General features: G+C 70.9%; 18 protein-coding genes and 11 tRNA genes. 17 read left to right on the top strand and 12 right to left on the bottom strand.

Annotated features, from left to right (window positions below; translation table 11 throughout):
* Positions 1–16: 16 nt before the first annotated feature.
* From OV090_RS19880 to OV090_RS19870, 3 genes are all read right to left on the bottom strand, one after another.
* Positions 17–949 carry an ADYC domain-containing protein gene (locus OV090_RS19880; protein ID WP_267705418.1) on the bottom strand — a complete coding sequence of 311 codons (933 nt, stop codon included), beginning with the start codon at positions 947–949 and terminating at the stop codon, positions 17–19.
* 172 nt (positions 950–1,121) lie between these two features.
* The gene (locus OV090_RS19875) at positions 1,122–3,824 is read right to left on the bottom strand and encodes a serine/threonine-protein kinase (RefSeq protein WP_267705417.1); all 2,703 of its coding nucleotides are present in this window, start codon (positions 3,822–3,824) and stop codon (positions 1,122–1,124) included.
* Positions 3,825–4,026: 202 nt separating this feature from the next.
* Positions 4,027–4,674 (bottom strand): hemolysin III family protein, encoded by a 648-nt coding sequence (locus OV090_RS19870; protein WP_267705416.1) that lies wholly within the window; start codon positions 4,672–4,674, stop codon positions 4,027–4,029.
* 259 nt (positions 4,675–4,933) lie between these two features.
* Between OV090_RS19870 and OV090_RS19865 the strand changes: the two genes are divergently transcribed.
* From OV090_RS19865 to OV090_RS19810, 12 genes are all read left to right on the top strand, one after another.
* Positions 4,934–5,062 carry a hypothetical protein gene (locus OV090_RS19865; RefSeq protein WP_267705414.1) on the top strand — a complete coding sequence of 43 codons (129 nt, stop codon included), beginning with the start codon at positions 4,934–4,936 and terminating at the stop codon, positions 5,060–5,062.
* Positions 5,063–5,241: 179 nt separating this feature from the next.
* Positions 5,242–5,316: transfer RNA gene (locus tag OV090_RS19860), tRNA-Pro, on the top strand.
* 201 nt (positions 5,317–5,517) lie between these two features.
* Positions 5,518–5,604: transfer RNA gene (locus tag OV090_RS19855), tRNA-Leu, on the top strand.
* Between the two features lie 28 nt (positions 5,605–5,632).
* Positions 5,633–5,715: transfer RNA gene (locus OV090_RS19850), tRNA-Tyr, on the top strand.
* Positions 5,716–5,750: 35 nt separating this feature from the next.
* Positions 5,751–5,837, top strand: a tRNA-Leu gene (locus tag OV090_RS19845).
* A 34-nt stretch (positions 5,838–5,871) separates the two neighbouring features.
* Positions 5,872–5,954, top strand: a tRNA-Tyr gene (locus OV090_RS19840).
* A gap of 18 nt (positions 5,955–5,972) precedes the next feature.
* Positions 5,973–6,058: transfer RNA gene (locus OV090_RS19835), tRNA-Leu, on the top strand.
* A gap of 31 nt (positions 6,059–6,089) precedes the next feature.
* A tRNA-Leu gene (locus OV090_RS19830) sits at positions 6,090–6,175 on the top strand.
* Between the two features lie 35 nt (positions 6,176–6,210).
* Positions 6,211–6,292 (top strand) — tRNA-Tyr (locus OV090_RS19825).
* 31 nt (positions 6,293–6,323) lie between these two features.
* Positions 6,324–6,409: transfer RNA gene (locus tag OV090_RS19820), tRNA-Leu, on the top strand.
* Positions 6,410–6,438: 29 nt separating this feature from the next.
* Positions 6,439–6,520, top strand: a tRNA-Tyr gene (locus OV090_RS19815).
* Between the two features lie 23 nt (positions 6,521–6,543).
* A tRNA-Leu gene (locus OV090_RS19810) sits at positions 6,544–6,629 on the top strand.
* A 101-nt stretch (positions 6,630–6,730) separates the two neighbouring features.
* Here the strand turns inward: OV090_RS19810 and OV090_RS19805 are convergent.
* From OV090_RS19805 to OV090_RS19780, 6 genes are all read right to left on the bottom strand, one after another.
* Complete coding sequence (locus tag OV090_RS19805; protein WP_267705412.1) at positions 6,731–6,949, bottom strand: hypothetical protein; 219 nt, start codon at positions 6,947–6,949, stop codon at positions 6,731–6,733.
* Between the two features lie 15 nt (positions 6,950–6,964).
* Positions 6,965–7,951 (bottom strand): FAD binding domain-containing protein, encoded by a 987-nt coding sequence (locus tag OV090_RS19800; protein ID WP_267705411.1) that lies wholly within the window; start codon positions 7,949–7,951, stop codon positions 6,965–6,967.
* A gap of 31 nt (positions 7,952–7,982) precedes the next feature.
* Positions 7,983–10,814, bottom strand: a complete 2,832-nt coding sequence (locus tag OV090_RS19795) for a molybdopterin-dependent oxidoreductase (RefSeq protein WP_267705410.1) — start codon at positions 10,812–10,814, stop codon at positions 7,983–7,985.
* 243 nt (positions 10,815–11,057) lie between these two features.
* Positions 11,058–11,819, bottom strand: a complete 762-nt coding sequence (locus OV090_RS19790) for an SDR family oxidoreductase (RefSeq protein WP_267705409.1) — start codon at positions 11,817–11,819, stop codon at positions 11,058–11,060.
* Between the two features lie 188 nt (positions 11,820–12,007).
* A complete protein-coding gene (locus tag OV090_RS19785) occupies positions 12,008–13,162 on the bottom strand; it encodes a hypothetical protein (RefSeq protein ID WP_267705407.1) in 1,155 nt (384 codons plus the stop codon).
* 662 nt (positions 13,163–13,824) lie between these two features.
* Positions 13,825–15,294: a hypothetical protein gene (locus OV090_RS19780; protein ID WP_267705405.1), complete on the bottom strand. Its 1,470-nt coding sequence runs from the start codon at positions 15,292–15,294 to the stop codon at positions 13,825–13,827.
* Between the two features lie 119 nt (positions 15,295–15,413).
* On the opposite strand from OV090_RS19780, the gene OV090_RS19775 reads away from it, so the two are divergent.
* Positions 15,414–16,073: a DUF2807 domain-containing protein gene (locus OV090_RS19775; protein ID WP_267705402.1), complete on the top strand. Its 660-nt coding sequence runs from the start codon at positions 15,414–15,416 to the stop codon at positions 16,071–16,073.
* 236 nt (positions 16,074–16,309) lie between these two features.
* Here the strand turns inward: OV090_RS19775 and OV090_RS19770 are convergent, their stop codons facing one another.
* Positions 16,310–17,761, bottom strand: coding sequence for a deoxyribodipyrimidine photolyase (locus OV090_RS19770; protein WP_267705400.1), 1,452 nt, complete (start codon positions 17,759–17,761; stop codon positions 16,310–16,312).
* Positions 17,762–17,852: 91 nt separating this feature from the next.
* Positions 17,853–19,016: an oxygenase MpaB family protein gene (locus OV090_RS19765; RefSeq protein WP_267705398.1), complete on the bottom strand. Its 1,164-nt coding sequence runs from the start codon at positions 19,014–19,016 to the stop codon at positions 17,853–17,855.
* An 81-nt stretch (positions 19,017–19,097) separates the two neighbouring features.
* Between OV090_RS19765 and OV090_RS19760 the strand changes: the two genes are divergently transcribed.
* The 4 genes from OV090_RS19760 to OV090_RS19745 all read left to right on the top strand — a co-directional run bounded on the left by OV090_RS19760 (position 19,098) and on the right by OV090_RS19745 (position 22,699).
* Positions 19,098–19,586: a glutathione peroxidase gene (locus OV090_RS19760; protein WP_267705396.1), complete on the top strand. Its 489-nt coding sequence runs from the start codon at positions 19,098–19,100 to the stop codon at positions 19,584–19,586.
* Between the two features lie 73 nt (positions 19,587–19,659).
* Complete coding sequence (locus OV090_RS19755; protein WP_267705394.1) at positions 19,660–20,157, top strand: cupin domain-containing protein; 498 nt, start codon at positions 19,660–19,662, stop codon at positions 20,155–20,157.
* Between the two features lie 53 nt (positions 20,158–20,210).
* Positions 20,211–22,343: a hypothetical protein gene (locus OV090_RS19750; RefSeq protein ID WP_267705391.1), complete on the top strand. Its 2,133-nt coding sequence runs from the start codon at positions 20,211–20,213 to the stop codon at positions 22,341–22,343.
* Between the two features lie 230 nt (positions 22,344–22,573).
* Entirely contained in the window at positions 22,574–22,699 is a 126-nt protein-coding gene (locus OV090_RS19745) for a hypothetical protein (protein WP_267705389.1), read from the top strand.
* A 4-nt stretch (positions 22,700–22,703) separates the two neighbouring features.
* On the opposite strand, the gene OV090_RS19740 is transcribed toward OV090_RS19745, so the two are convergent.
* Positions 22,704–23,504, bottom strand: coding sequence for an SUMF1/EgtB/PvdO family nonheme iron enzyme (locus tag OV090_RS19740; protein ID WP_267705387.1), 801 nt, complete (start codon positions 23,502–23,504; stop codon positions 22,704–22,706).
* Positions 23,505–23,554 lie beyond the last annotated feature (50 nt).

Genomic DNA, 23,554 nt, shown 5'->3' with positions numbered 1-23,554 from the left:
CGAGCGGGAATGAGAGTCAGTCGGGCACCCAGGTCGACCATTCGCCGGCGGGCCCGGTATAGGTGGAGCACGATGGCCGCGTGCACGCGACGTCGGCGTCGGGGAGGCGAGTGGCGTCGAGGCAGACCGCGCCGGTCGCGGTCCAGATCGCCTCGAGGTCTCCGTGGGGGCCGGGCGAGGCGACCGTGCCGTCCTGGTTCTCCCACTGCAGCGGGGTGCCGTTGGCGGTGTAGCTGTGACCCGTGCCGCAGTAATCGGCGGTCAACATCTTGAGGGTGGCCTGCCGCTGTGCCACCGTGGCCGGGTGGCCCTCGCCGTCGAAGTCGGCGTGGGGGCCGTAGTTCATCAGGCGCATCTTGGCGGCCGCCGAGCCCGCGCAGGCGAGCGTCAACCACCGCGTCTGGCCGGCGTTGACTGTCTTGTGCGTCAGATCGTAGGTCTCGCCGCCGATCACCGTGACCGCGCTGGCCAGGGCGTCGAGCAGGTCGCCGTTGCAGACGTTGCGCACGCCGAGCAGGGCGCCGAGGTCGGGGTAGACGAGCGCGTAGGTCGGCACCTTGGCCGCGCCGGCGGCCCACGAGTCGATCTCCTGATAGCCGAGCACCGTGAGCGGGACCGGCAGCTCGAGCAGGCCGTCCTTCTTGACGAGGATGATCGAGCCGATCAACTGGAGGCCGCGCAGGGTCTGGCCTTGCTCGTTGCGGGCCACCATCGCGTCGCCGTCGGTGTCGAGCTTGAAGTTGCCGAGGAGGCCCTGCGGCGCGACGAAGCCGATGATGCGCACGCCCTCGCCGTTGGCCTGGCCCTCGAGGTTGAGCTCGCGGATCGAGCGCCCATTCACCTCTGCGGAGTTGAAGCCACACTGCCAGGTCGGGCAATTGTAGGGGCGAAATTCGGTGTCCTCGATCGAGGGGTCGTCGCACCCCGAGGCGAGGGTAGATAGAACCACGATAAGGCCGCTGATTCGCCAGTGTCGCATAACACCTCCGAGTGCCTCGATTGTGTTGTGCCCCACACGAGAGGGAAGGCGACGGCGCCGCGGCGAATGATCGTCGCACCAGGAGGCGCCGCGCGGGCCTCGCAGCGGCGAGTGCGAGGATGCCGCGAATGATTTTCTCCAGTCACTGACGTCTATCGGCGATTGCAGGCAGTCGCCACGCGAATTCGCCCCCGGACTCACGGTACCATGATTCGGCGGCGGCGAGCTGATGCGCGGCGCCCTCGGGGTCGAAGCCGGCGCTCAGCGCCTCGGCGAGGCTCAGGCGGGCCCCGGCGAGGGTGCGCGGCAACACGTTGTCGTGGGCCTTGGCCGCGATCTGCTCGAAGATCGCGACGCTGTCCGCGAGCGCGCGCCGGGCCGCCGGGACGTCGCCGACGGCGAGCAGGTGCAGGCCGATGCAGAGTTCGATCTCGGCGACCTTGCGGCGCTGCCACCATTCCCCGCCGCGCAGCTCGTCGAAGGTTCGCCAAAGGTATGTCAGCGCCGGACCGTGCGAACCGTCGGCGAGGCCGGCGTAGCCGTGAATCAGCGCGTTGTCGAAGCGAAACGGGTCGTCGTCCGGCAGCTGCTCGATCAGCGCGCGCGCGCGCGAGATCTCCTCGTCGGCGAGCGCCTGCTCGCCGGCGTCACGGGCATGCGCCGCGAGGTGCTGCAGGCATTGAGCCCGGGCGCGCAGGTCGTCGCGGCGGTACTCGTCGAGGGCGTCGCAGCCGCGCTCGAGCAGCTGGACGGCGTCCTGCGGGTCCTGGGCGAGGGCGCCGGCGAGGATCCGGACACCCATGGCCTCGGGGTGGGCGACGCCGAGGTCGTGCTCGAGGATCTGCAGCGCCTCGCCGACGAGCTCGCGGGCGCGCGCCGGGTCTTTCGCCAGCAGGGCGAGGTTGCCGAGGGTCTTGGCGACCTCGACGTCGTCCTCGCCGGCGGCCCGGCGCAGGCGCAGTGATTCGCGCAGGTAGGGCTCGCCGTGTTGGGCGTCGCCGACGGTGAGGTAGAGCGCGCCGGCGTTGTTGAAGGCGAGCGCCTGCAGGCTCGGCGGGTTGCCGATCCGCGGCAGCATGGCGGTGACTACGTCGAGGTCTTCGAAGGCGCGCGGCAGGCCGTCGGGGGCGTGGCTGCGGGCGTAGAGGCGCAGCGCGAGGGCCTCGACGACGCGGTTGTCTTCGCCGGCGCCGAGGGCCACGAGGTAGGCGCGGCCGAGGAATGGTTCGGCGCGGGCGGGGTCGACCTCGAGGTCGAGGCGGCCGCGCTGGAGGAACGCCTCGGCGAGCGTGGGTCGGTCGCCGAGCGCGTGGGCCTCGCGGATCACGTCGTCTGCCAGTTCCTTCGCGGCGGCGGTCCGACCGGCGCGCGCGTGGACCTTGACGTCCTCGAGGGCGGCCATGACCTGGCGGCGGCGCACTGCGGTGCCGATGTCGCGCGAGGCCTGGGTGTGGGCGACGAGGCTGGCGCTGCTGCGGCACTCGCCGGGGTCGGGCAGCGAGGTCGCGACCTCGAGCGCGTGCAGGGCGACGTCGGCGTCGGCCTTGCGCAGCACGTCGACCGCCGAGGCGAGCGCGGCGCGGGCCCGCTCGAGGCAGGCGGCGCTGCGCAGGGCCAGCTCCTCGGAGAACTCGTGGCGCTCGCGGGCCTCGCAGGCCGCGCGGTAATTCTGCTGCCAATCGGCGCCCCAGTCGTCGAGCACGCGGCGGGCTTGCGGCCACAAGCTGGTGGCGAACGCGGGCGGCAGCGCGTCGAAGGCGTGCTCGATCGCCGCTCGCGAGTCCGCGTTCCACACCTGATCGATGTGCGCCGCGCCGCCGCTGCACGGGTCGGCCGCCTGCGGGCGCGCGCCGAGGTAGCCGCCGCCGAGGCCGAGGACCGCGGCCCCGGCGACCGCGCCCATCAAGGTGCGACGGCCGCGGGTGCGGTCGGGATCGAGGTCGCGCAGCAATTCTTCCATGCTGGCGAACCTGTCCTTTGGGTCCTGTCGCAATCCTCGCAGGATCGCCGCGCACAGCCGCGACGGCACGCGGACGTGGCGCGGCGGGCTGCGCACCTGGCCGCTGGTGATGTTGAGGCGCAGCTCGTCGGTGCTGTCGCCGGGGAACGGCAGCTGGCCGAACAGCGCCTGGTACAGCGAGGCGCAGAAGCTGAACTGGTCGGAGGCGGGGCCGACGGGCAGGCCGAGGAACTGCTCGGGGGGCATGTACGCCGGCGTGCCGACGACCTCGCGGCTGGCCTTGGCGGGGGTGCAAGACAGGCCGAAGTCGAGGACGCGGACGCGGCCGTCGTCGCCGATCATGGCGTTGCTGGGCTTGAAGTCGCGATGGACGAGGCCGGCGCCGTGGGCCGCAGCGAGGCCGCGGCCGGCCTGGATGAACGCGCCCAGGACCTCGGTCCAGCCGCGCGGCTGCTTGGCGAGCCAGGCGTGGAGCGTGCTGCCGCGGACGAACTCCATGGCGATGAAGATGCCGTCCTCGTGCAGGCCGACCTCGTGGACCACCGCGACGTTGGGGTGCGAGACCTTGGCCATCGCCTGGGCCTCGTCGTGGAGGCGCACGCGACCGTGGCTGTCGGGGCGGCCTTGCGGGCGCAGGACCTTGAGCGCGACCTTGCGGTCGAGCTCCGGATCGTACGCGGCGTAGACGATGCCCATCGCGCCGGCGCCGAGGTACGAGAGGACGGTGAAGCGACCGATCTCGTGGCCCGGCTCGAGCGCGATCGGGTCCGGCAGGGCGTGTGGGACCTGAGTCGTCCGTGTGGACCCGGTCGGCATGCCCGCGCCGAGCCGGGGGCTGTGGCCGCCGCCTTCAGGAGCGCGCACCGTCGGAGACGAGTTCGACACGAGGCTTTTGCTAAGAGGCCCGATCCTCCGACGTAGTCAAGCTCTGTTCCGGTCGTGGAGACTTTGGAAAAATCCGTGATCGTGCGATTGGCCGCAGACTGCTCGCATGTGCCGGGCGCGACAGGCGATGCGCGAACCCGCGGCCATGGTGCCAGAGAGGCGGGCGCGAAGACGATCCGGCCTGCGGGGTCGGCGCGATGGCTCAGGTGACCAGAGCCCAGATCGCCATATAGTGGACCAGGGCGGCGCTGAACACGAAGACGTGGAACAGCTCGTGGTATCCGAACACCAGCGGGGCCGGGTTGGGCCAGCGCAGCGCGTAGATCACCGCGCCGAAGACATAGAGCAACCCGCCGGTGGCGAACAGCAGGAACACTTCGTCGGCGGCGGCGCGGAGGACCGGGGCGGTCGGCAGGGTGAAGCTGCCCATGAGCACGTAGAGCGCGGCGCTGAGCTTGCGGGGTGCGCGGGGCCAGGCGAAGGCCTTGATGATGCCGAGGCCGGCGGCGAGCCACATGGCCGACAGCAGCCACACGCTGGCGGCGCCGTCGAGGGCCAGGGCCAGCGGGGTGGCGGTGCCGGCGATGAGCAGATAGATGTTGGCGTGGTCGAGCTTGCGCAGCCACAGCGCGGTGCGCAGCGGCCAGCCCGGCAGGTGGTAGACCGCGCTACCGACCAGCAGGACGACCAGCGAGACGCCGTAGACGAGGGCGGAGAGGGTCGCGGCGCCTTCGCGGGCGAACACGACCAAAGCGACCACCGCCGGGACCGCGAGGGCGGCGGCGTAGATGTCGGCGACGCCGCGGAGGCGCGGGCGCAGGACCGAGGAGGTCGGCGAGGTCGAGGACACGCGGGCGCGAGGATACACGAGCGGCGCGCGGGCGCGAGGGTGAGGCTAGCCGGCGGCGACCGCGGACGTCTCCGGGGCCGGAGGAATCGATCGACCCGGAGGGCGCAATGGTAGGAGCGTGGTGCGCGGATTCGCGGTGGTGTGATGCGAGGAGGGTCGATTGTGGGGACCGTCCGGCGATCGCGAAAAAATCGTGCGAGGGACTTGACCGGGAAATCGGCATGCTGTACATACCCCGGACCGAGTCAGGGTGAAGGTCGTGACGAACCATCAGCACATCATCGGGTCGATGCTCCAGGGCCAGCCGCGTACGGCGGGGCTCTTGCTGCTCCCCGCGCTGTTGGTCCCGCCGCCGCCGTATCTACGCCTGCCGTATCTACCCCGGTGAAGGGGCGCCCCGGTCGGGGTGCAGGCAGCGCTGCAACGAGCGCGGGAGAAAACCGAATCGTTGCACCTCCGCGTGAGCGTGTCGGCGCGCGCACGTGCAGCTCGATCGATGTCTCGATCGCGCTGCCGGGCGATGGGCATGTGACAGTGGCTTTCGTGCGAGGTCCGTCATGATCGTCTCGGGGCGTAGCTCAGCCTGGTCAGAGCGTCTGTCTTGGGCACAGAAGGTCGTGGGTTCGAATCCCGCTGCCCCGATCCCCCATATTCGGGCCACGGAAGGCCCGAGGGGTACGAGTGACGACAATACGCGCAGGTGCTGGAATTGGTAGACAACTGGCCTCGAGAGCGCCAGGCCCACCGGGCGTGAGGGTTCGAGCCCCTCCCTGCGCATTGCATACGGCGAACGGCGACGAACGACGATGAACGGACGACGAGGAGAGGTCTTTTTTGGAGTGCGCGCAGGTGCTGGAATTCGGTAGACAACCGGCACTCAAAACGCTGGGTCCCGGGAGGGGCGTGAGGGTTCGAGTCCCTCCCTGCGCATTGACGAGGAGAGTTTTTTTGAGCGCTTCCGCGGGACGCCTCAATGGTGAGGCAGTCGGCTGTAAACCGACGGCGCTTCGGCGCAGGCGGGTTCGATCCCCGCCCCGCGGACTCTTTTTTAAAAGGAAGCATGAACGGAGACGCACGCGCAGGTGACGGAATTGGGTAGACGGCTGGCGCTCAGAACGCCAGGCCCCGAGTGGGGCGTGAGGGTTCGAGTCCCTCCCTGCGCATCGATTTTGGGAAGGGGAATGATGGCGAGAATTTCCGCGGGACGCCTCAATGGTGGGGCAGTCGGCTGTAACCCGACGGCGCTTCGGCGCGGGCAGGTTCGATCCCTGCCCCGCGGACTTTTGTTGGAGAAACACGCGCAGGTGACGGAATTGGTAGACGGCTGGCGCTCAGAACGCCAGGCCCCGAGCGGGGCGTGAGGGTTCGAGTCCCTCCTTGCGCATTCATTTTTTGGAGAGACAGAGCAGCGATTCGCGCAGGTGGCGGAATTGGTAGACGTACGGCGCTCAGAACGCCGGGCCCCGAGCGGGGCGTGAGGGTTCGAGTCCCTCCCTGTGCATGATGAGAGGGGAAGAGACGAGGGGAGAAGTTCAACCGCGGGACGCCTCAATGGGAGGCAGCCGGCTGTACACCGGGGGCGCTTCGGCGCAGGCGGGTTTGATTCCTGCCCCGCGGACTTTTGATGCTTGGGGAAAAGATCGTGAAGAGCGCAGGTGACGGAATTGGTAGACGGCTGGCCTTGAGGTGGCCAGGCTCCGGCTGGGGCGTGAGGGTTCGAGTCCCTCCCTGCGCATTTTGTCGAGTGAGTGAGGAGAAGTTTCTCCGCGGGACGCCTCAATGGGAGGTAGCCGGCTGTACACCGGGGGCGCTTCGGCGCAGGCGGGTTCGATTCCTGCCCCGCGGATTTTTGGGGGAGAAACGTGAAGCGCGCAGGTGACGGAATTGGTAGACGGCTGGCCTTGAGGTGGCCAGGCTCCGACTGGGGCGTGAGGGTTCGAGTCCCTCCCTGCGCATCTTTAAAAAACGAGTCTGTGTAGAAGTCGCGCGGCGCTTCGCTCATCGGGGCTTGCCGTGGGCGTGAGGGCTCGAGTCCCTCTCTGCGTATGCGTGCGCGTCAGCTCAGGCGCAGGTTGACCAGCGGCGACGGCTTGTAGCAGGGGCGGCTGTCGTTGCAGGCCTCGGGGGCGGCGAGCTCGTCGTCGGGGCCCCACGGCTGGCAGGTGTGCAGACACGAGTAGGGCACCTGGTTGCGGGCGAAGGTCAGCTGGAATTCGGCCAGCTCGGCGGCGTCGTGCGAGTGGCCCTTCCAGCGCAGGTGGCGGCACAGTTGCATGGGCTGTCCTTCAGGTCAGGTCGGGGCCGGGGTTGCGGCCGGCGGCGCGGCCTGGGTGGGGGGCTGGGCGAGGGCGCGCTCGAGCGCGTCGAGGACCGCGCCGCGGAGGAGGTCGAGCTTGTAGGCGGTGCCCGCGAGCGGCTTGGCGCCGTCGGTTGCGACTGCGGCGGCGGCGGCGAGCGTCTCGGGCCTGGCGGGCTTGCCGACGAGCAGGGCCTCGACTGCGCCGAGGCGGAGCGGCAGGTTGGCCACGCCGCCGACGGTGATCCGCGCGGTCTGCAGCTGGTCGCCCGCGACCACGAGGCGGGCGACGACCTCGACGAGCGGCCACTCGGCGCGGGCGCGGCTGGTCGCGCGCACGTAGGCGGCCTGCTCGGCGGCCAGCGGCGGGCCGAGGCCGACGCCGGTGAGCAGGGCGCCGGGCGGGAGCATGTGCTGGCGGCGCGCGTCGGAGGCGTCGCCGTAGAGGCTGGCGAGGGTGTGCTCGCGGTCGCCGGCGACCTCGACGCGGACATCGTGGGCGAGCAGCGCGGTGGCGAGCGACGACGGGTGCGGCGCGACGCAGGGGCCGAGGTCGAAGCAGGCGTGGAACAGGTGGTCGCCGGTGCGGGCGGGGCAGCCGCTGCCGCCGCTCTTGAGGCAGTCGGCGCCGGGACGGCGGTAGTACCAGCAGCGGACGTGCTGGAGGAGGTTGCCGCCGACGGTCGCGCGCGCGCGGATCTGCGGGGTCGCGATGGTGGCCGCGGTGGCGGCGACGGCCGGGTAGCGGGCGCGCACATCCGGGTGCTCGGCGACCGCCGCGAGGGTGACGAGGGCGCCGAGGTGGAGCTGTCCTTCGCGCCAGGTGATGGCGTCGAGGCCGGGGACGTCGCGCAGGTCGACGACTGTCCCTTTGGACAGGTGTAGCTTGCGCCGCTCGGTGAGGTCGGTGCCGCCGGCGCGCGGTTCGCCGCTGCGACCGAGCGCGGCGTCGAGGGAGGTGGGGAGCTCGAGCGAGGTCATCCGCGTTCTCCTTGGAGCAGGCGCATGAGAATCATCCGCGGAGTCCTTGCAGGACGCGGTCGGGGCGGAGCGGGAGCTCGCGCGGGCGGAAGCCGGTGGCGTGGGCGACTGCGTTGCCGATCGCGGCGGCGGGGGCGAGGGTGACGAGCTCGGCGAGGCCGACGCTGCGGCCGTTGACGCGCTCGTAGCCGTCCTCGACGAAGTGGACGTCGAGCTCGCCGATGTCGCCGATGCCGGGGATCCGGTAGTCCTCGAGGCCGCCGGTGAGGAGGGCGCCGGTCTTTGGGTCGAGGCGGCGCTCCTCGTAGAGGGCGTAGCCGATGCCCTGGATCACGCCGCCCAGGGCCTGGTTGCGGGCCAGCGCGGGCGCGACGATGTGGCCGGCGGCGATGCCGGTGCGCGAGCGGAGCACGCGGATCCGCCCGAGCCGGGTGTCGACCTCGACCTCGATGATCTGCAGGGAGCCGGCGACGTAGCGACCGGGGGCGATGTCGGCGATCGGCGGCAGGAAGTAGCCGCCCTGGTCGCGCTTGCGCGTGCCGACGAAGCGCAGCGGCGGCGAGCCGGCCAGCAGTTGCTGCCAGGTGACGACGCCGCGCGGGTGACGGACGCCGCCGGGGACGGCCACGCCCTTGACGCCGAGGAGCTGTTCGGCGCGCTCCAGCAGCTCGTCGCGCAGTTGTTCGGCGGCCATGATCGCGGCCGGGACCAGCGAGGCGGTGGTGCGGCTGCCGCCGGTCATCGGCCCGGGGACCAGCGAGGAGTCGCCGATCTGCACCTTCACGTCGGCGGGGGCGATGCCGAGGACGGAGGCGACGGTCTCGGCGATCACGGTGCGGGTGCCGTTGCCGATGTCCTGGCAGGCGGTCGAGGCGACGATGCCGTCGGGGCCGGCGTCGATCTGCAGGCGCGCGCTCGGCTGGACGAAATAGAACCACCCGCCGACGGCGAGGCCCATGCCGCGGCGATAGCGGCCGCGGTCGCTCTGCGCGGGCTGTCTTTCGCGCCATGTCTTCAAGGACAGGGCCCAGTCGTACAGGCGGTTGCGCGCGGGGTTGGGGTCGAAGCGCTTGCGCAGGAGGATCGGGTCGAGCTTCAGGCGCTCGGCGGCGACGTCGACGGCCTGCTCGAGGGCCCAGAACACCGGCGGGCCGCCGGGGCCGCGGAACGGCTTGCCGGGCGGGGCGTGGTTGACGACGTCCCAGTCGGCGATATCCTTCGGCGCCTTGGCGTACATGAGGCGCAGCAGCACGGTGCTGTTCGAACCGACGCCGCAGCCGGCGTCGGCGAAGGCGCGCGCGGTGACGCCTTGCAGGTAGCCGTCGCGGTCGGTCGCCAGGGCCAGCTCGATCTCCTGCGCCGGGCGCAGGCCGCCCGTCGTCAGCTCCTCGCGCCGCTCGAGCACCACTCGCACCGGCTTGCCGGTGATCCGCGCGAGCTCGACTGCGGCCACGCACTCGAGCTGCAGCGTGGCCTTGCCGCCGAAGCCGCCGCCGATGTACTGCGCGAGCACGCGGACGTGGTCGCGGCGCAGGCCCCAGCGCTGGGCGATGTCCTCGGCGACGGCGTGGACCGACTGGGTCGAGAGGTGGACCGTGACCGCGTCGGCGGCGGTCCAGTGGGCGACGCAGGCGTGCGGCTCGAGGGCCGAGTGGCACTGGACCTGGGTCTTGTAGGTCCCTTCGACGAGGACGCCCTCGGCTGGTTTTTCGCGCAGCTTGTCGACGGCGCGGCGGGCCTTGTGCTTGGCGGTGCTGAACAGCTTGAACGGGCCGCGCAGGTTGCCGTCCCAGCCGAGCGGCAGCAGCGGGCCCTCGCTGGCGTTGGGGGCCGACTTGCGGGTGTTGCGGGTCGGGTAGACGGGTGGCGCGCCGTCGGCCCGCGCGGCGTCCATGCCGATCAGCGCGGGCAGGACCTCGAGGTCGAGCTCGACGGCCGCGAGCGCGGCCTCGGCGGTGCGCGCGTCGACTGCGGCGATGGCGAGGATCTCCTGGCCGGCGAAGCGGATCGTGGTGCCGCCGTGCAGCAGGTCGACGGCCCCGAACACGCCGGGCAGCGCGAGGGCCTTCGACCAGTCGACCTTGCGCACGCGCGCGTGGGCGTGCGGGGAGCGCAAGATCTTGCCCTCGAGCTGGTCGGGCAGCTGGACGTCGACGGTGTACTTGGCGGCGCCGGTGACCTTGTCGCGGGCGTCGTGGCGCGGGGCCGCGGGCTCGGGGCCGAGCGGCTTTTCGTAGGCGCCGGAGCTGGCCTTTTGGACAGCTCGGATGATGCCGTCGTAGGCGGCGCAGCGGCACAGGTTGCCGGCCAGCGCGGCGGCGACGGTGTCGCGGTCAGGCTCCTGGTTGCCGTGCTCGGCCCGCCAGCGGGTGTAAAAGGCGCTGGCGGCGATGACGAAGCCGGGGGTGCAAAAACCGCACTGCAGGGCGTCCTCGGCCATGAAGGCGCGCTGGACCGGGTGCAGCTCGCCGGCCGGAGCGAGGCCCTCGACGGTGGTGAGGCGCCGGCGGTGCAGCGCGACGGCGGGGAGCAGGCAGGCGGCGACGGGGACGTCGTCGAGGAGGATGCTGCAAGCGCCGCACGCCCCGTGACCGCAGCTCTCCTTGCAACCAGTGAGGCCGAGGTCGCTCCTCACGAGCTCGAGGACGGTGCGCTCGGGGTCGACGTCGAACGACCTGGCGGCGCCGTTGACGGTGAGCTCGAGCTTTTGCGCGGGGGAGTCGGGGGCGGTGCCGGGGGAGGCCGCAGCAGGAGCCTCGGCGCGCTCGCTGACGATTTTCGGGGCGCAGCTCTCGCCGACGAGGACGGTGGTGCCGCCGAGAGTTCCCCGCAATATGCCGCGCCGCGAGATCGGTGGGCTCATGCGTCGGATTGTTCGAGGAGCGCGCGCAGCTTGTCAATGGTGAACGGCTTCATCTCGCACGACGCCGAAGGCTCGGCGAGGTCCGGATGTGCGAGCGGTCGGCGATTGCGACGAGCGGCGATTCTCGTGAGCATCGGGTTCGCTGTCGAGCGTCTCGCCCGGCCTGCGCGACCGGGCGAATCTCCGCATCCCGCAGCTGTGTGCTCGATCAGCGGCCTGCTGATCGGACCGAGGCAGCGGGGCTCAGCCGCACAGGACGCTGCCGCCGTTGACGTTGAGGATCTCGCCGGTGATGTGGCGCGCCATGTCGGAGGCGAGGAAGGCGATCGGGGCGGCGATGTCGTCGGCGGTGGCGACGCGGCGCAGGGGGATCTGGCTCTCGATGCGGGCGCGCGCGTCGAGGTCGTGGCGCAGCGGGCCGGCGGTCATGTCGGTGTCGACCCAGCCGGGCGCGACGCTGTTGACGCGGATCGCCGGGGCCAGCTCGACGGCCCACGACTTGGTGGCGGAGATCAGGGCGCCCTTGGACGCCGCGTAGGGGCTGTAGTCGGCCTCGCCGCGCTGCCCGGCGGTGGAGGTGACGTTGACGATGGATGCCCTTTGGGACAGGCGCAGCAGCGGCAAGGCGCGAGCGACGGCGAGGAAGGGGCCGAGGACGTTGACGTCCATGGTGCGGCGATAGACGTCGAGGTCGAAGCGCGACAGCTCGTCCGCCTCCCACACGCCGGCGTTGTTGACGAGGCAGTCGAGCCGGCCCCACTCGCGCGCGACGTGCTCGAACATGGCGTCGACCTGGGTCGGGTCGGCGAGGTCGGCGGCGAAGCGCAGGTGTGAGACGTCGTGGACGGCGCGCAGCTCGGTCAGCAGGGACTCGGCGACGTCGTGGCGGTCGCGGTAGTGGACGAGGACGACTGCGCCGGCAGCGGCGAACCGGCGACAGACGGCGGCGCCGATGCCACGGCTGCCGCCGGTGACGAGGACGTGAAGGCCGGCGAGCGAGAGCATGGGGCGCGATCTTGCCACGGGTGGCCCGCAGGCGCGAGACGGCAGGCGAAGCGCGACCGGTGAAGGGGAGCGCCGCGCACAGTTCGCGCGAACCGAGCGGCCGCGGCAAGCGAGCCCCCGATTGTGTTTCGAGTGGTCGTGGGCGGCCGGAGGGGCCGCCGAGGTGCGCGCTGGCCGAACACCTGCCGCTATTCGATCGGCAGAGTCGCGCCCGCCCCGGCCAGCACCGCCGCGGGCACCTCCTCCGCCGGGATCGGTGAATAATCGTACGGCGGCACGAAGTCGTCCGGCGGACCATCGATGTGCGGCTCGACGGTGTTGACGAAGATATTGCTGTCCGCGTTGGTGACGCGCCCCGGCCCGCCGACCGAGCTCGAGTAGCCAGTGACGATCGGCAACGACGGGCTCATCCCTTCGTCATCGACCAAGGTGTGATCGAAGTAGCAGTTGTCGACCCGGACCCGCGCGTTGTCGCGCAGCGCCACTCCGTTGCCGATGTGCCCGGTCAGTCGGGTCACCCGCGTGTAATTATTGAACACGTGAGCCTCGCTCAGCCCGACGTACGGCCCGCGCTCGAGGCAGTCGAGGAAGTAGTTATTGTACATCGTCAGGTGCTGCTTGCCGATGTTCTCGATCTCCTCCGGGCCGCCCCCGACCAGCATCGCCTTCCAGCTGTCGGTGAACTTCGTCCACGACACCGTGACGAAGTCGCACCCGCGCGTGATGTCGATCAGCCCGTCGTAGTACTCCTCGTTGCCGTCGACCACGAACGATTCGCCGGGCGGCTGAGCGCGCAGGTCGCAGTGGTCGATCCACACGTGGTGCGTGCCGTACTTCAGGGTGATCGCGTCCTGGTCGCCGTTCCCGAGGTCGGCGATGACCTCCTCGATCGTCAGGTTGCGCAGGATCACGTTATTCACCTCGGACAGCCGCAGCCCGACGCCCTGCAGCTTCGAGCCCGGCAGCCCGAGGATCGTCTTGTTGGAGCGGACGTAGATCTGCTCCTCGCCGACGATCGTCCCCGAGACTTTGATGATCAGGGGGTAGTCCGAATCCTCGGCCGCGCTCCTCAGCTCGTCGTACGTCGCCACGACGACCGTCGGCCCGCCTGCGCCACCGTGGGTCCCGCCCTCGAGCGCCGCGTACCCGATCGGCTCCTCCGCGATCGGCTCGGCCGGGTCTCCGGTGTCGGTCGTGGTCTCGGTCTCGCCCGCGCCGGTCGTCGACGTGCTGTCGCCTCCAGTGCCCGTCGTCAGCGCCCCCGTACTCGTCGTCGGCTCCCCGGTACCCGTGGGATCCGTCCCCGCGGTCGTTCCAGTCGAGGCCCCGCTCCCGGTCGTCATCGTCTCCGGAGAGAGCCCGTCGGGAGGGGGTTGAGGGCAGCCGAGCAGCGCGAATGCAGCAACCAGCAAGACGGGGCTTCGCATTCGCTTCCATACCGCCACTCCGACCGGCGCCGCAAGGCGCAGCGACGCCCGTCGCGTCGCCGCGGATGTGCATTCGCGCGAGCGTCACGTGGCCGGCCGGCCCGGTCACCACTACGCCCGAACGCTGCGGAATTTCCGACTCCCCGCAGCCCCCACCTCTGGGCAATCTCGAGCTGCCGCCGACAGCCCTCGCCTCGGCGTCACCCGGGGTTCAGAAGACTGGCCCCTCGCAGCGGGGAACAACCGAGCGCCCGAGCCTCGTCGGGGCGACGAGGATACGGGCGCATGCATGAAGTGAAGCGAGAGGTCGCCGCGAGGTCTTCTTCGCTAAGAGGAGCCGCCGTGAAGGACGTGAAATGGCGTCTGTTCGGCGGCCAGGCCTGGCCGTCGAACAGGCGCCCCACGGCCTGCTCCCGGAGAGGTCCGTCATCGAAGCCCACGACGGCGGGTCGGCTTCTCACGGCTGCAGCCGCCCCTTCCCCGGGCCCCCCGCGAGGCGCAGTCGGCAATTTGCGAAGCGACACGCCCCGGTCTTCGCATGGCAAAGTCCGCGTGGCACTTCCCTCCGCGAGAAGCCCTCAGAGGCTGCCCTTGATCGCCACGCCGACGCCCGTCAGGCACATCTCGTCGAGGGTGCCTTCGCCGAGGCCGACATCGACCGGGGAGGCGAGGCCGGCCTCGGCCAGCATCTCGACCACGCCGGGGTTCGACATCGTGTTGTTGTAGACGCAACGCAGGCGGACGCGGTCGCCGGCGCGGACGCGGAAGCTCTCGGTGATCGGCGCGTCGTATTGATAGGAGCGCTGCCAGTTGAAGTCCCACTTGGGCGTGTGCAGCAGGCACGTCTCGCCGCTGGCGTTCTCGACCCACACGCGCATGTCGACGCCGACCTTGTGCATGTGGTTGAGGACGGTCCAGACGCGCACGTCGGCGAACGCGGGGATGTTGTTCGGGACCACGTACTCGTACTCCTCGACGTGGGCCGCCTCGCCGGCGGGGATCATCAGCGGGCCGTTCAGCGAATCGCCGACGCCGGGGGCGCCGATGAGGGTGAAGAAGGTCGACCACTCGGCCGCGGTGTCGCTCCAGCGCAGGGCCAGGCCGGTGGCGCTGTCCTCCTCGGGGCCGCCGCCGGTGGCGTGGTAGTGGACGTTGAGGATCAGCCGCGCGCCGGCCGGCAGCTCGGTCGTCACGCCCGCGGGCGCGACCATCGGCATGCCGCCCGGGACCCAGCCGCCGATCAGCTGCGCGTTGCCGATGCCGGCCCCGCCGCCGCAGTTCTGCTTGACGCCGCCGGGCCAGCTCGCAGAGTCGGCGCCGGCGTCGACGTAGATCAGGACGTGATGCACGATCTTCGGGTTGCCGGCGAGCACCTGGATCCCGTCGACGTACACCGGCGCGTCGTTGCCGGGGTCGAGGCTGAGGCAGTGGAAGAAGTCGGTCGTATTGCCGACCCTGTCGACGGTCAGCGGGGTGGTCATCGTGACCGACTTGGTCGGGTCCGCGAGGTCGAGCGAGGGCGGCGGCGGCAGCGGGGCGGCGAGCGCGGGGTCGCCTGCGGGCGCGCCCAGATCGGCCCACCGCTGGAACATGTCCTTTTGGTCATCCGATAGCCGCGGGTCGTGCAGGTAGGGCAGCGGCGGCGCGCACTCGTCGGTCTCGAGGGCGTGCCACGGCGGCATGAGGCCCTGGGCGACGTCGGTGGCCATGACGCCGGCCCACGGCTTGGCTTCCTCGTAGGTCATCAGCGCGAACGGGGCGATCCCGCCGGAGACGTGGCAGCTCTGACAGCTGGCGGTGACCAGCGGGGCGATGTCCTGGTGCCAGTTGGGCCGCACGTCCTCGCCGGCCTCGCTGGTGCTGCCGGTGGTCGGCGGGGCCTCGGTGGTGGTCGGCGCGCTGGTGGCCTCGCTGCCGCTGCTCGCCTCGCTGCTCCCGGTGGCCTCGCCGGTCGACTCGGTGGCGGTGGCGGCGGTGCTGCCTTGCGAGTCGCCGCAGGCGGCGAGGACGAGCGAGGTGAGGAGCAGGGAGCGCGAGACGGAGACCATCGCAGGATGCTGCCACGCGCGCCGGGAAGCCGTCCACGCCTGCCGTGGCGGGCGGCGGGCGCTTCCGCACGGAGACATCGCGCGCGCGGCGAGGGCCCGGACGCGCTAGGGTGCCAGCCGTGCGCAGGACGATCGCAACGCTCGCGCTGCTGGCGGGCTGTGAGCTGAAGGGCGACGGGGTGCCCCAGGAGACGGTGCGCACCGTGCCGCCGTTCTGGCAGATCGAGGTGTTCGACGACTTCGAGGTGACCGTGACGGTGCGCCCGGAGCTCGACCCGGAGGCCGACGTGACGCTGCGCGTGACCGGCGACGCGAATGCGCTCTCACGGCTCTTTACTGAAGTCCATGGGGATGGGCTGCTGTCCATCGCGGCCAACCCGAACCTGCTGCAAGAGCTGAAGGTGATCCCGACGGTGACTCTGGAGGTGCCGGCGCTGAGCGGGGTGTTCGCGACCGACCGCGCAGTGGTGCGCGTGCACGGGGCGAGCGAGGCGCTGGCGATCGAGGCCGAGCTGACGAGCGTGGTCGAGGCGAGCGAGCTGACGCAGGTCGTGGCGAACGTGGTCGCGCGCGACGCGAGCAACGTGATGCTGGCCGGCACCGGGCCGGAGCTGGCGGTCGCGGCCGCCGATATGGCGTACGTCGAGGCGTCGCGGCTGACCGCCGAGCGCGTGATCGTGACGATCGACGAAGGGGCGCCGAGCGTGACTGTGTGCACCAGCGGGGCGCCGCCGGAGATCGTCGGCGAGGCCGAGCGAGTGACGGTCGCCTGCGAGTGACCGAAGGGGCATGTTCCATCGAGCATGATGCAGGGGACATGCGCTGAAGGGCATGTCCGTGCAGTCGTGGGTGGTGTGACGCGCCCGCAGGGGCGGCGAGGGCGGCGGCATGCGGCTGGTCGCGGCCCGTGCGGCGAATGGTTCTCGCGCGCTCGCGCCGGCGATGCACACGCTCCGGCGCGGTGACCCATGGCGTGAGTCAGGAAGCCGCTCGGGATCGCGGCGAGCGGCGGCGGTCAGCTGCCGTAGCGGCGGAGGTAGTCGCGGGTCGGCATCTTGCGGGCGGTGTTGTCGCTGCTCATGTAGCGGACCTTGCCGAAGATCGGGCGCTCGGGGCCCCAGGGGCGGTCGTAGCGGCCGAAGATCCACAGGATGTTGGTGTAGGAGTTGGGGTCGCGGCCGTCGAGGGCGTAGCGATCGTTGAGGCGGAGCAGGCAGGCCAGGGCTTGCTGCGGGCTGGGGCTCCACTCGAGGATCTTCTTGCCCCACAGCATGCGCAAATAGTTGGTGATCACGCCGTCGCGCACGAGCTGGGTCTGGGCGGCGTTCCACAGCGGGTCCGCGGTGGCGGCGGTTTCCAGCTGGTCGACTGTGTAGAGGTGCGGGCGCGGGTCGTCGGCGTGGTCGGCGAGGGTCTTGCGGGCCCAGCCGGGCAGGCTGTCGTATTCGGCGTAGTCGTCGCGGTAGGTGCACATGTTGAAGCCGAGCTCGCGCCAGGTGACGAGCTGGTCGAGGAAGGCCTCGGTGTCCTGGGCGACGCCCCAGAAGCCGTGGCGCTTGCCGCCGGCGTTCTTCTTGAGCTTCTCCACGCTCCAGCCGACCCGACGCATGATCGCATCAAAGACCTCGTGGGCGCCGAGGTGGCCGAAGTGAAGGTACGGCGAGAGGCCGCTGGTGCCGTGCTCGTCGAGGGTGTTGTGGCTGGTCTCGTAACCGGCGAGGGTGTCGCCGAGGAAGGCGGCGAGGCGCTCGTGGCCGGCGACGCTGCCGCCGCGGCCTGCCGGGGCGACCGTGTGATCGATGGGCAATGACGAGAGGTCGTCGGGAATCTGCGCCGGCCAGCGGCGGGTGACGGCCGCCGGCAACGAGGGCAGCGCGGCCAAGCGTAGGCGCGCGAACGGGTCGGCGCGGGGCCCCGCGTCGAGGTGTTTGATAAAGATCGATTGCAGGTAGCGGCGGAAGGCGAAGGCGGTGGGGAAGACGCGACCGGGGGCGCGGATCGGCAGGAGGCCGTTGCCGTCGACCTGCTCGAGGCGGACGCCGAGCTGCTTGCCGGCGGCGGCGACCATGCGCGGGAGGAAGAAGCACGGCCAGTCGTCGGTGACGACCACGCAGGCGCGCTCGGCCAGAGCGGCGAGCAGGCCGGCGCCGGCTCGCTGCTGCGGCTCGACGTAGGGGTAGTAGGCGACGCCGGCCTCGGCGCAGCGGCGCTGGTTGTCGCGCATGCCGGCGAGGACGAAGGCGTGCAGGCGGTCGGAGGCCCACGGGTAGTCGCAGCGCAGCGGCTCGAACACGAGGAGCGGTTTGTTCGACTCGCGGGCCCAGCGGAGGGCGCGATCGAGGCTGTGATTGCCGCGAGTGCGACGATAGGCGATCATCCAATAAAGGACGTAGTCACCTTCGGGGCTGACGGGGGCGTCGTTGACTGCGGTGACGCGGGCGTCGGGGAGCTCGAGAGGGGTCGTCATGGGGGCGGACGGGGACGGGCGGGGAACGTGCGGGTGGGGGATGGCCTTCGGGTCATGTCATGCGAATATCCCGAAGGATATGTCTGAAGAGTCAGGCGGCGGTGGGGCGGCGGCCGAGGCGGGCGGGCATGGGGTAGGTCGGGCGCTCGCCGTTCATGCCGACGTCGACGACGAGGTCCCAGTAGCGGCGGCCGAGCGCGGCGGCGGAGGCGTCGATCGGCGGGAGGGCGGCGCGCAGGCGGTCGAGGCCGCCGAACACGGAGGCGAGCAGGGGGACGGAGAAGGGGTGGCGCTCGGACGGGACGCCGAGCGCGTCGGCGAGGCCGTGGCCGACGAGGTGGCGGCAAAGGCTGGCGCTGAGGCGCACGCGCGCGGCGGCGAGGCGACGCTCGCCCGGGGTGCGCGCGGCCTGAAGGGGAGCCTGCAACAGCGCAGCGGTGAGCGCCCGCGAGTCAGCGTCGGGCGAACCCTGGGTGAGGAAGATGCACTCGGCCAGGCGCCGCGCGGCCGGCTCGCGGTCGGGCACGAGCTCGTCGTCGACGCCGAGGATCCAGCTGGCCAGGCGCCACAAGTGGATGTAGTCGTCGGCCTCGTCGGCGGCGATCTGGAGGCCGAGCAGGCGCAGGCCGTCGAGGTAGACGTGGCTGAAGAGGAGACCGGTGGCGAGCATGTCGTGCTGGTTGATCGGCACGGCCCAGGCGGCGCGGTCCCAGCGGCCGGTGGCGAGCAAGAGGCGGCGCACCTGGGCGTGCATGAGGCGCACGCGCAAGGCGATCGCGCGGCCCTCCCCGCCAGGCAAAAGGCCGCCCGGCTCGCACACCGCGGTGACGAAGCGGGCGGTCTCGGCGAGGCGACGCGGGGCGGCCTCGCGCAAGCGACCGCTGAAGGCCAGCGGCTTGTTGCCGGCCGGCGCGGCGTAGCCCAGCACGAGCGAGCGCAGGCCGAGGACGAAGCCGCCGACCACACCTGCCCGCGAGAACAGGTGGCTGGCGCGCGCGAGGCGGGCCGGCTCGACCCACGCGGGCACGCCGGCGACCGACTCGAGCAGGGCAGCGACGGGCTCGGGGGCGCGCTCGGGCCGGACCAGCGCGGCCTCGAAAACGGCATGTCCTTCGGGACAGGTAGAGAGCCAGGCGGTGGCGGCGTCGGCGAGCGGGTCGGCGCGCTCGAAGGCGGGCAGGAGTCGGCCGATGAGGTCGCCGAACTGAGCGCGCGCGGCCGGGAGGTTGTGGACGCGGGCTGGGACGCCGGACATGACCACGAGCGTGCCACACGTCGGGCCATGCGCACGCGAGGGAGTGCCCCGCGCGGACGGCGGCGTGGTAGGGTGCCGGCCATGCAAGGCCCCGCGCTCGACCACGAAGTCCGGACCCTCGCCGGCGCGACCCGCTCGCTCGCCGATTACCGCGGCCAGGTGCTCCTGATCGTGAACACGGCCTCCCAGTGCGGGCTGACGCCGCAGTACCACGCGCTCGAGGCGCTGCACCAGAGCTTCAAGGGCCGCGGCTTCTCGGTGCTCGGGTTCCCGTGCAACGACTTCGGCGCGCAGGAGCCGGGCTCGCCCGAGGAGATCCAGCAGTTCTGCTCGACGCGGTTCTCGGTCAACTTTCCGCTGTTCGAGAAGGTCAAGGCCAAGGGCGACAAGTCGCCGCTGTACCGCACCCTGACCGAGGAGCTGCCCGAGGGCCTGCGCGGCGAGATCAAGTGGAACTTCACCAAGTTCCTGGTCGGCAAGGACGGCCGCGTGTCGCACCGCTTCGAACCGCAGATCGAGCCGCTCGCGCCCGAGGTGATGCAAGCCGTCGAGCGGGCACTGTCCGCATAAGCGCCCCTGTCGAACATGACCATTGAGCCGGGCCGTTGCGAGGCGCACGCGTCGTGATGTACGTTGCGGCGCGATGTCACGCGACGGCCTGGCGATCTTCTTCGTGATTGCGATGACTGCAGGCTGCGACCGCGCGCCGGCGGAGGTGGCAAAGCCGGCGCCGGTAGAGGTGGCGAAGCCGGAGCCGCCGAAGTCGCCGCCGCTGCCGGCGGCGGTGACGTCGCTGGCGCAGGCCGAGCACCGGCAGAAGGGCGGCGGGGCGGCGCAGATCTGGGCGCTCGCGCGGGGCCAGAACGCGTTCCTCGGCAAGCTCGAGATGGCCCCGGGGGGTAAGGTGCCCGAGCACCGCGACCCGACCGAGGAGTACATCCACATCCTGAGCGGCGCGGGCAAGTTCACGATCGACGGCCAATCGCACGAGGTGGGCCCGGGGACGACGATCTACATGCCGCCGGGCGCGCTCGTCAGCTTCGAGAACGGAGCCGAGCCGCTCGTCGCCATCCAGGTGTTCGCAGGCCCGGAGCCGGCGGGCAAGTACGACGCGTGGGAGAAGGTGCCGGCGTCGCCCTGAAGCCGGCGCGCGCGGGCGAACGCCGGCGCGTCGACCCGGTGCTAGGATGGGACATGCGCTCGCATTCGAGGTTGGGGTCCGCGGTGCTGGCGACGATGCTCGTGGCCGCAAGTTGTCGGCCCAAGCCGGAGACGGCGACCGCGTCGCCGACCGCGTCGACGTCGGCGCCCGCGGCGACGACGTCGCGCAAGGCCGCGCGGCCCCCGGCCTTGACGCAGGCGCAGGCGCCGATCGACCTTCTGCCCGAAAGGACAGGTGTGGTGGTGAGCGCGGCGAGCGTGCGCCACCTGCTGCGGGTAGTCGACCTGGCGGCGCTGATCGGGACGTACCGCCCGTATTACGAGCAGGCAGGGGCGTACTTAGAGCAGTCGTTCGGCCACAACCTGCTCGACCCGGCGCGCTGGCCCGAGATCGGCGTCGACCCGGACCGGCCGATCGGCGCGGCGCTGCTCGACGCGGGCAGCGAGACGACCTGCTACTTCATCTCGCTGACCGACCCGCTCCGCTTCCGCGACTTCATCGATCGCCTGGGTACGAAGCTCGGCGGCTCGCTCGAGTCGGTCTACGAGGACCGCGGGATCGTCCTGGCCCATGAGCCAGGTGCGCGCAATCAGCTGGTGTTGCGCGACGACTTCGCGTTCGTGGTGAACGTCGGCAACCCGAGCCTGGCGCCCTACGACTTCGCCCGCGAGCTGGCGAGCGTCGACCCGGCGCGCGGCCTGACCGCGTCGCAGCGCTGGCAGCAGGCGGTGGGCCCGGCGGAGCCGCGCGACCTGCTCGCGCTCATCGACGTCGGCGGGATGCTGCGCGCCGAGATCGAGGCGGCCCGTCGCCGCGACGAGCAGCCGGCGACGAACTGGGCGGTGCAGGAGCTGCAGCGGCTGCGCGAGCACGGCGGCTCGGCCGAGGAAATCGCGCGCTGGGAGCAGGTGGCGGCCGAGCAGCGGGCTTCGGAGCAACAAGCCCGCGAGAAGCGTCGGCGCGAGCAGGAGCTGTGGAATACGGTGGTCGGGCCGCTGGGGCCGATCGTGATAGGGCTGTCGCTGGGGCCGGAGGCGATCGCCGGGACCGCGCGCGCACGAGTGCCGGAGACTGCGCTGCTGCGGCGAGTGGTGACGGCCGGGGCGGGGCCGCCGCTGGCGATCACCGCGGCCAGCGAGCGAGTGCTGTTCGGGGCGGGCGGCAAGCTCGACGTGAGCGAGGGGATCGCGGGGATCGATTCATTGCTGCGGGCGATCGGCAAGAGCGCCGACGAGCTGTTCGCAGAGCTGCAGCGCAACGTCGGCGGCGACCCGAAGGCGGCGCTGGCGATGCTCGAGGGGACGGTGAGCTTCGCGCTGACGACCACGGACGTGGCGGCGATGGCCCGCGGCGGCAGCAAGGCGGAGCCCGGCTTCAACCTCGCGCTGGGTTTTAAAGATCCGGTCACTGCGGCGGCGCTGGTGACTGTGGCGATGGCGAAGCTGCCGAGCTCGCCGCTCGGTGTGGCGGGACTGAAGGTGAAGCGCGGCAAGTCGCGCGGGCACGTGGTGACGGTGCCGGGATGGCGCGACGTCCACGTGGCCCTGGTCGGCTCGACTCTGACGATCTCGACCGACCCGAAGTTCGCGCAGCAGGTCGAGCGCGGGCCGACGTGGCAGCCGCGGCTCGCCCAGGTCGGGCCGGTCGTGACCGCGCCCGGAGCCGCGGCGACGCTGCTGCTGGACCACGCGCTGTTGATCGGGATGTTCATGGCCCGCCGCCACTTCGAGGGCGAGCGCTACCTGCCGTCGCAGAACCAGCCGTACTGGCGGTTTTCGTCGCTGACGCCGGAGGTGATCAACAAGGTGCCGCAGTCGGCTGTTTACAAGGCGCGGCTCAAGGAGTGGCTGCGGCTCGACGCGAAGATCGAGCGGGTCGAGAAGGTGCAAGAGCGGCGACGCCTGGAAGGCGCGCTGGCGGCCGCGGACAGCCTGGGGGCGCTGGCGCTGCAATTGCGCGAGACGCCGGACGGTGTCGTGACCGAGGGCGGGCAGTACTTCGGCCCCGGCGGGCTGGCCCGCACGATCGAGCGCTTCATCGAGGGGATGTCGGGGGGCGAGACGGACTACTCGAGCTACGAGGAGCGCGGGCGCGTCGAGCAGGAGCTGATGGAGATCCGCGTCCGCGACATCGAGCGATCGCTCGGCGTGCGCGCGAGCGAGTGACCGCGGCTGGAGCGCATCGGTGGTGTGTCTTTAGGATATGCCTTGTGGCCGAGCTCGGGAGGGTTGCCTGTTTTCCTGAAACGGCCGGTATCTCAGTAAGCCGAGCGTGTTCCGCGAGATACCTGCTAGCGGGGTCGGGTATCTTCGGTAGCGAGACCGCCCTTGCTTGGCTATGGCGTCGGTGGAGAGGATGTTGTTGTCGTCCAGCACCGTAACGCAAGATGTCCTCGATGAAGTACCACCAGCCTCAGCGCTGCCGCGGGCACCATGAGTGGGAGGACGACATGGATTATCTTGTCCTCGATGTCATGGATTTCGACTACGACTTCGACGGCGCGCCGCTGTCTTGCCCTTGAGGGTTCAGTCCGACTTCGCGCAGCGGAAGCCGGCTTCCAGCGTCGCGTTGACGGAGTTCTTGGGGGCACCTAGTCGCCTGCAGGCGCGCAAGGTGTACCCGCCCGAGGCGAAATCCCAGGAGCCCCAGTTCGAACCCCGTCGAACGACGAGGTTCCCTGTCGGCTCGCGGACCGGGTCGAGGGCTGGCAGTCCTTCATAGCCGAGACCCTGGCTCTCGTATCCGTCCGCGACCCACTCGGAGGTATTGCCGGATGTATCGCACAAGCCGTAGGGAGAGACGCCCAGCGCGCAGAACATCCCGACCGGGGTCAAGGTCTGGTACATTTCGCGATACCAGCACTCAGGTCCCGGAGTCATCGTGTTGATGTCCCAGGGTTTGTAGTTTGCGTGGTCGCAGGTCGGCTCCTGCATGCCCCACGGGTATTTGCGTCCATCGGTGCCGCGGGCTGCCTTTTCCCACTCGGCCTCGGTCGGCAGGCGCTTGCCGAGCCAGGCGCAATATGTGGACGCCTGTGACCAAGTGGCCGAGGCCGCCGGCATGTCGTCGAGTCCGGGGACGAAATAGCCGCTGCCTTCCTCGCCCTGATACCACTCGGCGTCCCAATGAGGGGTGGGTTCGCACGAGCCTGCCTCGATGCACTGACGGTAAGCGCCCTTGGTGACCTCGTGCTTGTCGATCCAGAAGGCGGACACGATGACTTCGCGCGAGGGTAATTCGCTGTCCGCGCATGGACCGGTCAACTCGTCGGTGTCGAAGCCATCGCGGCAACCCATCCAGAACGGGCCAGCGGGGATGTGCATCATGCCGTCTTTTTCTTCGGTGCATGTAGACGAGTCGGCGTTGCATGCGCCGG

The organism is Nannocystis sp. RBIL2 (genome assembly GCF_026626745.1).
GTDB lineage: Bacteria > Myxococcota_A > Polyangia > Nannocystales > Nannocystaceae > Nannocystis.
The sequence above is the reverse complement of the archived record's forward strand: the minus strand, read 5'-3'. Positions and strand labels throughout refer to the sequence as shown.